General features: G+C 72.3%; 12 protein-coding genes and 1 rRNA gene. 9 read left to right on the forward strand and 4 right to left on the reverse strand.

Going from position 1 to position 12,444, the window contains the following annotated elements; translation table 11 throughout:
* The first annotated feature begins 10 nt into the window (after positions 1-10).
* From ACTHM3_RS02970 to ACTHM3_RS02995, 6 genes are read left to right on the forward strand one after another with little or no spacing between them, the layout of a single operon-like run.
* Positions 11-1,174, forward strand: coding sequence for an acetylornithine transaminase (locus ACTHM3_RS02970; RefSeq protein WP_440404614.1), 1,164 nt, complete (start codon positions 11-13; stop codon positions 1,172-1,174).
* Complete coding sequence (gene argF / locus ACTHM3_RS02975) at positions 1,171-2,094, forward strand: ornithine carbamoyltransferase (protein ID WP_440404597.1); 924 nt, start codon at positions 1,171-1,173, stop codon at positions 2,092-2,094. Before ACTHM3_RS02970 ends, argF begins: the two co-directional genes overlap by 4 nt.
* A gap of 34 nt (positions 2,095-2,128) precedes the next feature.
* On the forward strand, positions 2,129-3,325 hold the full coding sequence (locus ACTHM3_RS02980; protein WP_440404598.1) for an argininosuccinate synthase: 1,197 nt from the start codon (positions 2,129-2,131) through the stop codon (positions 3,323-3,325).
* A complete protein-coding gene (argH, locus tag ACTHM3_RS02985; protein ID WP_440404599.1) occupies positions 3,325-4,746 on the forward strand; it encodes an argininosuccinate lyase in 1,422 nt (473 codons plus the stop codon). Before ACTHM3_RS02980 ends, argH begins: the two co-directional genes overlap by 1 nt.
* Positions 4,747-4,748: 2 nt before the next feature.
* Positions 4,749-4,943: a hypothetical protein gene (locus tag ACTHM3_RS02990; protein WP_440404600.1), complete on the forward strand. Its 195-nt coding sequence runs from the start codon at positions 4,749-4,751 to the stop codon at positions 4,941-4,943.
* Between the two features lie 4 nt (positions 4,944-4,947).
* On the forward strand, positions 4,948-5,589 hold the full coding sequence (locus ACTHM3_RS02995) for a DNA-3-methyladenine glycosylase (protein WP_440404601.1): 642 nt from the start codon (positions 4,948-4,950) through the stop codon (positions 5,587-5,589).
* On the opposite strand, the gene ACTHM3_RS03000 is transcribed toward ACTHM3_RS02995, so the two are convergent.
* The 3 genes from ACTHM3_RS03000 to ACTHM3_RS03010 all read right to left on the reverse strand — a co-directional run bounded on the left by ACTHM3_RS03000 (position 5,531) and on the right by ACTHM3_RS03010 (position 8,687).
* Positions 5,531-6,112 (reverse strand): hypothetical protein, encoded by a 582-nt coding sequence (locus ACTHM3_RS03000; protein ID WP_440404602.1) that lies wholly within the window; start codon positions 6,110-6,112, stop codon positions 5,531-5,533. The two genes, ACTHM3_RS02995 and ACTHM3_RS03000, sit on opposite strands and share 59 nt — an antisense overlap.
* Positions 6,113-6,115: 3 nt before the next feature.
* Positions 6,116-6,766, reverse strand: coding sequence for a DNA-binding protein (locus ACTHM3_RS03005; protein ID WP_440404603.1), 651 nt, complete (start codon positions 6,764-6,766; stop codon positions 6,116-6,118).
* Between the two features lie 109 nt (positions 6,767-6,875).
* Positions 6,876-8,687: a DUF2207 domain-containing protein gene (locus ACTHM3_RS03010; RefSeq protein ID WP_440404604.1), complete on the reverse strand. Its 1,812-nt coding sequence runs from the start codon at positions 8,685-8,687 to the stop codon at positions 6,876-6,878.
* A gap of 35 nt (positions 8,688-8,722) precedes the next feature.
* On the opposite strand from ACTHM3_RS03010, the gene tyrS reads away from it, so the two are divergent.
* Positions 8,723-10,015, forward strand: a complete 1,293-nt coding sequence (tyrS, locus tag ACTHM3_RS03015) for a tyrosine--tRNA ligase (RefSeq protein ID WP_440404605.1) — start codon at positions 8,723-8,725, stop codon at positions 10,013-10,015.
* A 51-nt stretch (positions 10,016-10,066) separates the two neighbouring features.
* Here tyrS and ACTHM3_RS03020 read toward each other — a convergent pair whose 3' ends face one another.
* Positions 10,067-10,870, reverse strand: coding sequence for a hypothetical protein (locus tag ACTHM3_RS03020; protein WP_440404606.1), 804 nt, complete (start codon positions 10,868-10,870; stop codon positions 10,067-10,069).
* Here ACTHM3_RS03020 and ACTHM3_RS03025 point away from each other — a divergent pair.
* Both ACTHM3_RS03025 and ACTHM3_RS03030 read left to right on the forward strand, forming a co-directional pair.
* Positions 10,869-11,543, forward strand: a complete 675-nt coding sequence (locus ACTHM3_RS03025; RefSeq protein ID WP_440404607.1) for a hypothetical protein — start codon at positions 10,869-10,871, stop codon at positions 11,541-11,543. The genes ACTHM3_RS03020 and ACTHM3_RS03025 overlap by 2 nt on opposite strands.
* 492 nt (positions 11,544-12,035) lie before the next feature.
* Positions 12,036-12,444 (forward strand): 16S ribosomal RNA (locus ACTHM3_RS03030); the annotation flags it as partial.

The raw sequence follows: 12,444 nt of genomic DNA on the forward strand, positions 1-12,444 counted from the left end.
CCGCGGCGCCATGATGCCGACCGTGCCGTCGCCTCTCGCGGTGCTCTCGCACGGCTCGGGCGCCCGCGTGTGGGACGTCGACGGCACCGAGTACCTCGACTTCCTCGGCGGGATCGCGGTGAACGCCCTCGGCCACGCGCACCCGGTCTTCGTGGACGCCGTGGCGCGCCAGGCCGGCCGGGTCGCGCACATCTCGAACTACTTCGCGTCGGAGCCGGAGCTCGCGCTCGCCGAACGGCTGACGCGCCTCACCGGCGGCGACGCGGTGTACTTCACCAACTCGGGGACCGAGGCGATCGAGGCGGCGGTGAAGCTCGCCCGGCGCACCGGGCGGCCGCGCATCCTCTCGCTCACGAGCTCGTTCCACGGGCGCACCATGGGGTCGCTCTCGCTGACCGGCAAGCCGGCCCTGCAGGATCCGTTCCGGCCGCTGCTGCCCGGCACGGAGCAGATCGCACCGACGATCGAGGCCCTCGAGGCGGCGCTGGCCGAGGACGTCGCCGCGCTCGTCGTCGAGCCGATCCAGGGCGAGGCGGGCGTCGTCGATCTGCCCGCCGGCTACCTCGCCGCCGCCCGCGATCTGACCCGCCGCGTCGGCGCCCTGCTGATCGTCGACGAGATCCAGACCGGCATCGGCCGCACGGGCGACTGGTTCGTCTACCAGGCGGAGGGCGTGACGCCGGACGCCGTCGCGCTCGCGAAGGGTCTCGGCGGGGGGTTCCCCATCGGCGCGCTCGTCGGCTTCGGCGACGCCGCCCGGCTGCTGCAGCCGGGCCAGCACGGCTCCACCTACGGCGGCAACCCGCTCGCGACGGCGGTCTCCGGCGCGGTCCTCGCCGAGATCGAGGACGCGGGCCTCGTGGCCAACGCCGCGCTCCGCGGGGCCCAGCTGCGCGACGCGATCACCGGCATGGGCTCGCCTCTCGTCGCCGGCGTGAGCGGGCGGGGGCTCCTCCTCGGAATCGTCCTGACCGCCCCCGTCGCGTCGGCCATCGTAGCCGCGGCGCAGGAGCGCGGCCTCATCGTCAACGCCGCCGCCGACTCGCGCATCCGCCTCGCCCCGCCGCTCATCATCGGCGACGCCGAGGTCGCGGAGTTCGCCGAGAAGTTCGCCGCGGCCCTTACCGCGGTGCACGCCACCACGACCACCAGCCCGACGGGAGCGACCGCATGACCCGCCACTTCCTGCGCGACGACGACATCACCGCCGAGGAGCAGAACGAGATCCTCGACCTCGCGATGGAGATCAAGGCCGACCGCTGGGGCCGCAAGCCCTTCTCCGGCCCGCAGACCGTCGCCGTCATCTTCGACAAGTCGTCGACCCGCACCCGGGTGAGCTTCGCGGTCGGGATCGCCGACCTCGGCGGCAACCCGCTCATCATCTCCACCGCGAACAGCCAGCTGGGCGGCAAGGAGACGCCGTCCGACACCGCGCGCGTGCTCGAGCGGATGGTGTCGGCGATCGTCTGGCGCACCTACGCGCAGTCCGGGCTGGAGGAGATGGCGGCGGGCACCACGGTGCCGGTCGTCAACGCCCTCAGCGACGAGTTCCACCCGTGCCAGCTGCTCTCGGACCTGCTCACGATCCGCGAGCACAAGGGCGCGCTGGCGGGACTCACCGTCACCTTCCTCGGCGACGGCGCGAGCAACATGGGCCACAGCTACCTCCTCGCGGGGGCCACCGCGGGCATGCACGTGCGCATCGCCTCGCCCGCGGAGTTCGCGCCGGTCGCCTCCGTCGTCGCCGACGCCGAGCGCCGCGCCGCCGAGACCGGCGGGTCGATCACCGTGCTCACCGATCCGGCCGAGGCCGTCGCGGGCGCCGACGTCGTCGTCACCGACACCTGGGTGTCGATGGGCAAGGAGGAGGAGAAGGCGCATCGCGTCGAGACCTTCGGCGCCTACCAGGTGACCTCGGAGCTGATGGCCCAGGCCGCGTCCGACGCGATCTTCCTCCACTGCCTCCCCGCCGACCGCGGATACGAGGTCGCGGCGGAGGTCATCGACGGCCCGCAGTCGGTCATCTGGGACGAGGCGGAGAACCGCCTGCACGCCCAGAAGGCCCTCCTCGTCTGGCTCCTCGCCAACCACTGACACACTGAAGCGACACCCCAAGGAGACACAGCACATGGCAGAACGCGTCGTCCTCGCCTACTCGGGCGGCCTCGACACCTCCGTCGGCATCGGCTGGCTGCACGACGCCACCGGCAAGGAGGTCGTGGCGCTCGCCGTCGACGTCGGTCAGGGCGGCGAGTCGATGGACGACATCCGCCAGCGCGCCCTCGACTGCGGCGCGGTGGAGTCGATCGTCGTCGACGCGAAGGACGAGTTCGCGAACGACTTCCTCATGCCGGCGCTCAAGGCCAACGCGCTGTACCAGAAGCGCTACCCCCTGGTCTCGGCGCTGAGCCGCCCGCTCATCGCGAAGCACCTCGCGCGCGTGGCCAAGGAGCTGGGCGCCGATTCCGTCGCCCACGGCTGCACCGGCAAGGGCAACGACCAGGTGCGCTTCGAGGCGGCCGTCGCGGCGCTCGCGCCCGAGCTGACGAGCATCGCGCCGATCCGCGACCTGGCGCTCACCCGCGACAAGGCGATCGTCTACGCGGAGGAGCACGGCCTCCCGATCAAGCAGTCGAAGAAGAACCCGTACTCGATCGACAAGAACGTCTGGGGGCGCGCGGTCGAGACCGGGTTCCTCGAGGAGCCGTGGAACGCCCCCATCGAGGACCTCTACGAGTACACCGAGGACCCGGCGGCGGGCCTCCCGGCGGACGAGGTGACGATCACCTTCGCGGAGGGCGTGCCGGTCGCGCTCGACGGGCAGGTGGTGTCGCCGCTCGAGGCCGTCCAGAAGCTCAACGCGCTCGCCGGCCGGCACGGGGTCGGCCGGATCGACATCGTCGAGGACCGGCTCGTCGGCATCAAGAGCCGCGAGGTCTACGAGGCGCCCGCGGCGCTCGCGCTCATCGCGGCGCACGAGGAGCTCGAGAACCTCACCCTGGAGCGCGACCTCGGCCGTTACAAGCGCGGCGTCGAGGTGGAGTGGGCCGACCTGGTCTACGACGGGCTGTGGTTCTCGGGGCTGAAGCGCAGCCTCGACGCCTTCATCGACCACACCCAGCAGCACGTGTCGGGCGACATCCGCCTCTCGTTGCAGGGCGGTCGGGCGACGGTCACCGGGCGGCGCAGCGTGGAGAGCCTCTACGACTTCTCGCTCGCCACCTACGACACCGGCGACACCTTCGACCAGTCGCTCGCCAAGGGCTTCATCGAGCTCTGGTCGCTGCCGTCGAAGATCTCCGCCCGCCGCGACTCGGGCCGCTGATGGCGCTCTGGGGCGCACGGTTCGCGGGCGGCCCCTCGCCCGAGCTGGCCGCGCTCAGCCGCTCGACCCAGTTCGACTGGGAGCTGTGGCTGTACGACCTCCGCGGGTCGCACGCGCATGCGCGGGCCCTGGAGGCCGTGGGCCTGCTGACGCCGGAGGACGCCGCCGCCATGCACGCGGGGCTCGACGCCGTCGCGCGGCGGCTCGAGTCCGGCGAGCTGGTGCCGACCGAGGACGACGAGGACGTGCACGGCGCCCTGGAGAACGCCCTCGTCGCGGAGCTGGGAGCCGAGCTCGGCGGCCGGTTGCGCGCCGGCCGCAGCCGCAACGACCAGATCGCGACGCTCATCCGGCTGTACCTCCTCGATCACGCCGCCACGATCGCGCACCACGTCGAGCAGCTGATCGACGCGATCGCGAGTCAGGCCGCCGACCACCCGGACGCGGTCATGCCGGGCCGGACCCACCTCCAGTCCGCGCAGCCGGTGCTCCTCGCGCACCATCTGCTGGCCCACGCGTGGCCGCTCGTGCGCGACCTGCAGCGCCTGCGCGACTGGCGGGTGCGCGCCGACGCCTCGCCCTACGGGGCGGGCGCGCTCGCCGGCAACGCGCTCGGCCTCGACCCCGCGCTCGTCGCCCGGGAGCTGGGGCTGGGGGAGCCGCTCCCGAACTCGATCGACGCCACGGCGGCCCGCGACGTGGTCGCCGAGTTCGCCTACGTCGCCGCGCAGATCGGCATCGACCTGTCGCGCTTCGCCGAGGACGTCATCGTCTGGAACACGCGCGAGTTCGGCTTCGTGCGCCTCGACGACGGCTACTCGACCGGGTCGAGCATCATGCCGCAGAAGAAGAACCCCGACATCGCGGAGCTCGCCCGCGGCAAGGCGGGGCGCCTGATCGGCGACCTCACCGGTCTGCTGGCGACGCTCAAGGGCCTCCCGCTCGCCTACAACCGCGACCTGCAGGAGGACAAGGAGCCGGTCTTCGACCAGGTGCGCACCCTCGAGGTCCTGCTGCCCGCCTTCGCCGGGATGGTCGCCACGATGCGCTTCGACGAGGAGCGGATGGCGGCCCTCGCCCCGGAGGGGTTCTCGCTCGCAACCGACGTGGCCGACTGGCTCGTGCGGCGCGGCGTTCCGTTCCGCGAGGCGCACGAGATCTCCGGATCCCTGGTGCGGTTCTGCGAGGAGCGCGGCCTCGCCCTCGACGAGCCGAGCGACGCGGACTACGCGGCGATCGATCCCCGCCTGACCGGCGAGGTGCGCACCGTGCTCACCGTCGCGGGCTCGATCGCGGCGCGCGACCGGCGCGGCGGCACCGCGCCCGCCCGCGTCGCCGAGCAGCTCGCCGAGCTGACGGCCGCCGTGCGGGAGCTCGCTCCGGCCGTTCAGACGCGCGTCCCGCCGACATCGGAGGTCTGACCATGCCCCGACAGCAGCGCCCCGCCGCCGCATCCGACCCGCGCGCGCGGGGGCGGGCGGCCAAGCAGCGCCGGCTCGACAGCGCCGACCGGCAGCGTGCCCGGTTCCCGTGGCTCATGCCGCTCATCGTGGCCGTCGCCGTCGTGATCGTCGTCGGCGGGGCGGTCTGGGCGATCGCGCTCGGTCACCTGTTCTGACGCCGTGACCGACCCGCTCGCCCTCCTCGAGCGGCCCGCCGTCGAGGTCGCCCCGCTGCTCCTCGGCGCGACGCTGCACGGGCGGGGCGCGAGCGTGCGGATCACGGAGGTCGAGGCCTACCTCGGCGAGCAGGACCCGGGTTCGCACGCGTTCCGCGGGCGCACCCGCCGCAACGCGGTGATGTACGGCCCGCCCGGCTTCCTCTACGTGTACTTCACCTACGGCATGCACGTCTGCTGCAACGTCGTCTGCTCGCCGGAGGGCACGGCGACCGCGGTGCTCATCCGGGCCGGCGAGGTCGTCGACGGCGTCGAGACCGCCCGGGAGCGGCGCCGGACCACCCGCACGGACGCGGATCTGGCCCGCGGTCCGGCGCGTCTCACGGTGGCGCTCGGGATCGGGCTCGCGGACGACGGCGACGACCTGCGCCGCGGACCGATCACGCTCGAGCCGGCCGCGGCGCCCGCGCCCGAGATCGCGACCGGACCGCGGACGGGCGTCTCGGGCGACGGCGGCACCGACGCCTACCCGTGGCGGTTCTGGATCCCGGGCGACCCGACGGTCTCGCCGTACAAGGTCGCGCGGCCTAGGGCAGCGTCCCGCCCGCCAGCCACACCACCCCGCCGCACGCCGCCGCCCAGATGAAGCTCACCAGGGTGCCGATGATGAACCGCTCGCGCACCTCCGGCGCCACGAGCTCCGAGAAGCGACCGAGGCCCTTGATGGCGATGATCACGGCGATCGCCTCCGGGTGCCCGACCACGATCGTCACGACGATCGCGAGCCGTTCGAGGTAGCCGATGATCGCCCCGCCGCGCAGCACCTCGCGCGGCTTCTCGGTGGTCTCGTCGTCGATGACGATGCCGCCCGCGACGCCCAGGCGCTCGCCGGTGGGCGGCGCGGTCCGGCGCAGCACGAACATGCTGAGCGGGCTCCCGGCGACCACGCCGAGGGCGGCGATCACGAGCGCGAGGATAACCCACAGCGCGTGAGCCGGCGCCGGTACCGCGAGCCCGAACGCGAGCATGAGCGCGCCGATCGCGACGGGGACCGGCGCGGCCAGCGCCAGCCATGGGCGGCCGAGACGATCCGCGAGCACCGCCGCGACGCCCGCCGCCGCGGTGACCAGGATCGCGAGCACCCACACGACGACCTCGACGACGACCATGGGTCAATCCTCGCCGTCGACCCCGACGCCGGGGGAGCCCGGCGCGCGGGTCGCCGGATCCGCCGCGGCGTCGGCGGCCGCCAGCACCGCTGTGAGAGCCGGCCGCGCCGCCTGGTCGAGCCGGATGCCCGCGGCGAGCGCGCGTCGGCTGGCCGCCTGGGGGGTGATGCCGAGCCGGCCCGCGGCGTCCTGCTGACGGAGGCCGGCCTCCATGAGGTCGAAGAGCTCCCACCCCTCGGCCGTGCGGCGGTCGCGGAGGGCGAGCAGCAGGTCGAGGAGCGCCTGGACCGCGCCGTCGTCGCCCGCCGCGCTGAACCGGGTCGGCCGCCTCTTGGCCGATTCGACGGCGTCGCGCGCGGCGATGAACGCGGGCCCGCGGGCGGCGCGGGTGTCCGCGGGCAGAGGCGTCTCGACCGGGCCGATGCCGAGTCCCACCCGCCAGGATCCGGTGCGCAGCAGGGCCAGGACGATCTCCAGGGCGGCCCCGGCCTCGTCGGTCAGGGCCTGCACCTCGTCGCCCGCCGTGCGATCGGGCGGCAGCGCCAGGCGCCCCTCCGCGGCGGAGCTCACGAGCGAGAGCGCCTCGTCGGCGAGATCCGCGCGGTGGCGGCTGTCGACCTGATCGGCCGTGATGACGAACATGTCAAGCCTCATAACTTGATTTCTAGGAATCAAGCTTATAAGCGCGAATACTCGTGATCAAGCCCTGCGGGTTGATTGACATGAGGCGTCGTTCCACCTGCGGGCTCGCCACCCGCCGGGCTCACCACCCGCCGCCGCCGCCGCCACCGCCGCCTCCACCGGAGAAGCCCCCGCCCGACGAGCCGCCCGAGAACCCGCTCGAGCCGGATCCCGACCACGACGATCCCGACGAGGTCGTCACCGTCTGCGCGAAGGACGAGGTCTGCATCGATCCGCTGAAAGCGCCGATCCCGGCGAGGAACGATGTGGTGGCGAAGGGGGCGTCGTCGGTCGGCGGGGTCGTGGCGTAGTGCTCCCCGAGCACCCGCGCCCACTGCTCCTCGATGCCCCACACCATCGCCCAGGGGAGCAGTCGCTCGTACAGCTTCACGACCTGCGCCGGGTCGTCGGGATCGATGCGCGTGCGCTCCGCGCCGCGCGGGCTCTGCAGCACCCGCAGGCGGTCCGCCTCGGCAAGCTGGAGGTACATCCGCAGCCCGAGCAGTCGATCGCGCGCGGCGGCGCCCTTCGCGGTGAGACCCCACGGCGGGACGGCCAGGACGATGACGGCGACCGCCAGCACGATCATGCCGAGCAGCTTCAGCAGCAGGGGACCGGTGGCCGCATCGGCCGCAGTCCCCGTGATGAAGGCGTAGACGCCGGCTGCGAAGAGCACCAGCGCCGCGACGATCGCGATCGGCGTCAGGGGGCTCGTGGCGCGGGCGAGGAACCGCTGACTGCGCAGGGAGCCGCGCTCGCGCGCCTGCAGCGCGCGCAGACGGTCGCCGAGCTGCCGGTCGCGGGTGTCGAGGGTCATGCGTCCGCTGTTCAGCAGGATCGCGTCGAACGCGTGCCGGTCCTCCGCGTTCTGCAGGCGGTTGCGGTCCACGACCTCGAGCCGGTACCGCGACGAGGCGGGCGCCTCCGGATCCTCGACGAGCCGGGTCGCCCCGGTCACGGTCAGCTGCACGAACTGGGCGGGCAGACCGCGTACGAAGCGCCGCAGCAGCGCGGCGGCCTGCAGCGGACTGAGATCGGGCGCCTCGTACTCCGGCACGATGATGTCCGGCCGGGGTCCGCGCCAGACCCGCACGCGCACGACGAGCACGACGATCAGCAGGGCAGCCAGCGCGACGAGCAGCACCCAGGGCAGCACCGCCACCTGCCACATCGCGTCCGGCGAGGCGCCGGGCGTGAACGAGTGCGCGCGGAATCCGACGGCAATCGTGAGGGTGGAGGACGGGCCGACGTCGCTGATCGAGACGTCGTAGCCGTCCTTCGTCGCGCTGAGCTCGCAGGTGCCCGTCGGCGGATAGCACGAGGTGTGACCGGTCGCCCGCCGCGCGACGGCGTCGGTGAGATGGAGGCTGGCCGACACGGTGCCGAAGCGCTGATCCCACCCGGTGCCGTTGACGTCCCAGTAGAACTCGTCGTCGTCGGTGTCGGCATAGTGCCGCACGACGTCGCGCTCGGTGTAGCTGATCACGTAGGTCTGCCGGCCGTGCACGTACCGGTCGGCGTCGCCGATCCGCAGCACGAGGAACCCGTCCCGCGTCTCGGAGGAATAGGGCACCGCACCGCCGGAACCGTCCGCGACCGAGCGGACCTGCATGTCGTACGAGCTGCGCGTGCGATCGTCGCGGAGCGGGATCGCCCGCTCGATGCCGTGGTTCTGATCGGTCTCGGGGAACTCGGCGACGAGCGTCTCCACGACCCGCAGCGTCGCGTGGCCCGCTGCGTCGCGGCCGAGCGTGTAGTCGGCGTGGAAGGAGTCGAAGGAGAAGTCGGAGGTCGAGGCGTGTGCGGCGGGAGCTCCGATGCCGACGACGGCCGCGGCGAGGGCGCCTGCGACGGTCAGAGCCGCGGCGATCGAGGTGAGGATCCGACGGGTCACGGATCGAGCCTAGGGCGAGCCGATAGCCTGACCGGGTGCATCATCCGGCAAACGACCCGACGTTCGACGACGTCTGGGAGGAGCTCGTCTGGCGCGGGCTCGTCCACGTCTCGACCGACCCGATCGAGCTGAAGAAGCTCCTCGCCGGACCGCCCATCACCTTCTATTGCGGCTTCGACCCCACGGCGCCGAGCCTGCACCTCGGCAACCTGGTGCAGCTGCTCACGATGCGCCGAATCCAGCTGGCCGGTCACAAGCCGCTGGGGCTGGTCGGCGGCTCCACGGGCCTCATCGGCGACCCGCGCCCGACCGCGGAGCGCACGCTCAACACGCGCGAGACGGTGGCCGACTGGGTCGAGCGCCTGCGCGCCCAGGTGGAGCGCTTCCTGTCCTTCGAGGGCGACAATGCGGCGCGCATCGTCAACAACCTCGACTGGACGGCGCCGCTCAGTGCGATCGACTTCCTGCGCGAGATCGGCAAGCACTTCCGCGTGGGCACGATGCTCAAGAAGGACGCGGTGGCGGCGCGGCTGAACTCCGACGCTGGCATCAGCTACACGGAGTTCAGCTACCAGATCCTGCAGGGCTTCGACTTCCTCGAGCTGTTCCGGCAGCACGGCTGCATCCTCCAGACCGGCGGCAGCGACCAGTGGGGCAACCTCACGAGCGGCACCGACCTCATCCACCGGGCGGAGGGGGTCAGCGCGCACGCGATCGGCACGCCCCTCATCACCGATGCCGAGGGGCGCAAGTTCGGCAAGAGCGAGGGCAACGGCGTCTGGCTCGACCCCGAGATGATGAGCCCGTACCGGATGTACCAGTTCTGGCTCAACGCCGACGACGCCATCGTGATCGGGCTGCTCAAGATCTTCACCTTCCTGACCCGCGCCGAGATCGAGGAGCTCGAGGCCGCCGTGCGCGACGAGCCGTTCCGTCGGGCGGCGCAGCGCACGCTCGCCACCGAGGTGACGTCGCTCGTGCACGGCGAGGAGGCCACCGCCGCCGTGATCGCGGCGTCGGAGGCGCTCTTCGGGCAGGGCGACCTCGCGGCGCTGGATGCGGCGACGCTCGACGCGGCGATCGCGGAGCTCCCGTCCGCCGAGGGGACGAGCGACACGCCGATCGCCCAGCTGCTGGTCGACGCGGGGCTCACCTCGAGCCTCGGGGAGTCGCGACGCGCCATCGAGCAAGGCGGCGTCTACCTCAACAACGCGCGGGTCGACGACGTCGCGGCGACCCTCGGGGACGAGTTGCTGGCCGGGGACGTCGCGGTCCTCCGTCGCGGCAAGCGCACGCTGGCCGGAGTCCGCGCCCGGCGAGCGCCATGAGCGGCCGACGACGCGCCCGGGACGCGCACCCGGGACGATGATGAGAAGGGCTTAGGCTCGCCGAGAGGCCATGGAACACGACGACGCACGCGACGACCTGGACGAGCTGTCGCGCCTGTTCGGCAGCGGCACCGCCCCGCTGCCGCGCATCGCGCCCGACACGGAGCCGTCCGTGCCCCCGGCGTCGGCGCCGCCCGAGCCGAGCCGACCGGCCGCATTCGGGATGCCGTCGGAGCCCGTGACGCCGCCGCCCGTCCGCGGGGGAGCGCATGCCGCGCCGCCGTCGGTCGCGGGGACGCCCTCCGGCGCGCCTCCCGCATCCGTTCCATCAGCGTCCGCTCCGCCCGCGTCCGCATCGGCGACTCCGCCGGCCCCGGCCTTCGGCACCGCGACCCCGGCCCCGCCCTTCTCGCCGCCGCCCCTCGTGCCCCCGACGCCGCTCCGCACCTCGCCGGAGGTGACGGGTCCGGGGGATTCCGGCACCGCCGTCCCGCCCCCCGTTCCGGCCTCGTCCACGGGCTTCCCGGCGCCCGCGTCCGCGACGACGGCGCCTCCGACCCCGACGTCGCCTCCCACCCCGACGTCGCCGCCGGCCACACCCGCACCGGCCTTCGGCGGCGCCCCCATCGCCGCCCGTCGCACCCCGGACCCGGAGCGCTCGGAGGCCGTGACGTCGCCGCCGCCGGGGACCTCCACCGCGACGTCCTCGGCCGTCCTCGAGCCGGCGCCGACCCGGGCGACGGAGGCCCCGCCGTGGCAGGCGCCACCGGCCGCCCCTACCGCCGGGACATCGACGGTCGCCGCGCCGACGACGCCGTTCGCAGCACCGCCGGCGGAACCCCCGACGCGTGCCATGCCGTCGGCACCGGCGCCCGTGTCGTCGCGGAGTGCACCGACCGCGGCGCCGCCGCGACCGGGGGCGCCGCTCCTGCCGGGCGGATCGCTCGACGACGTGGTCGACGACGATGACGTCGCGCGCCCGACGCTGGCGGAGAAGATCTTCTTCGTCCTGGCCATCGTGCTGCCCCCGATCGGGCTCGTGGGAACGGTGGTCGCCGCGTGGGGGAGCTGGCGTCGACGCGGCTGGGTCATTGGCCTGCTGCGCGCGGGCATGGCGATCGGGGTGATCCTGTCGCTGGTCTGCGCGGGGGGCGCGTACGTCGGCTACAAGGCGCTCCGGCAGCAGCAGGCCCACGATCAGGTCGTCGCCGCGAGTGTCGCCTTCTGTCAGACCTTCGCGAAGGACAAGACGCTCGCCGCGGCCGACGGCGGATGGCCGCAGCCCGCCGCGTCGATCCCCGACTCCCTGACGGCGATGCAGGCGTGGGTCGACCGATGGGACGCTCTCGCGAAGGTCTCGCCGGCAGGCATCCAGCCCGGTGTCTCCACCGTGGCCTCCGCGGGTGACCAGATCGTGAAGAACGTCCAGGTGCAGCGCACCGTCGACGACGCGACGAACCGGTCCCAGATCACCGCCGCCGTGGCGGCCGCCGACATCGCCGGATGGCGTGCCGAGTACTGCGAATAGGCGCGACACGCCCGGGATACAGTCTGGATTTGGCGTTCGCCGGAACGCCACGTAATGTCTTCTCTTGTCACCCCAAAGGTGCGGCAGAGCGGAAGAGCTCGCCGGCCTCAAGCGGGACGGATCCCCACTCGGAACTCCAGCCGGACACGGCCGCGATCTGTGTGGTAGGGTCGAAAACCTTCCCCGGTGCGGAACTTAGGTTCCTCCGGCGCGTCGCAAGACAAGCGCAGAGCCAGGGGTAAGTTAGGACAGTTGCCCTGACACCGATCCCGCGAGGGAGAGGTTCAGGAGCGCCCGATCCTTGAGAACTCAACAGCGTGCACTATGTCAAATGCCAAATACCTCGGCTTCGACTCCGGTCGAAGCGAGATTCCTTTGGATTGACGGATTGTCAGTAGACGATCCTTTCAGTCAGATCAACTCGCAGGATCGACGGTTTTCCCCGTCGTGAACGCATTGGATTTGCCGGGCTTCGGTCCGCGCAGCCAAACCTTTACGGAGAGTTTGATCCTGGCTCAGGACGAACGCTGGCGGCGTGCTTAACACATGCAAGTCGAACGGTGAAGCAGGAGCTTGCTCCTGCGGATCAGTGGCGAACGGGTGAGTAACACGTGAGCAATCTGCCCTGGACTCTGGGATAAGCGTTGGAAACGACGTCTAATACCGGATACGAGACGTGAAGGCATCTTCAACGTCTGGAAAGAACTTCGGTCCAGGATGAGCTCGCGGCCTATCAGCTTGTTGGTGAGGTAACGGCTCACCAAGGCGACGACGGGTAGCCGGCCTGAGAGGGTGACCGGCCACACTGGGACTGAGACACGGCCCAGACTCCTACGGGAGGCAGCAGTGGGGAATATTGCACAATGGGCGCAAGCCTGATGCAGCAACGCCGCGTGAGGGA

This window comes from Pseudolysinimonas sp. (assembly GCF_051954455.1).
In the GTDB taxonomy this organism is placed as follows: Bacteria; Actinomycetota; Actinomycetes; order Actinomycetales; family Microbacteriaceae; genus Pseudolysinimonas.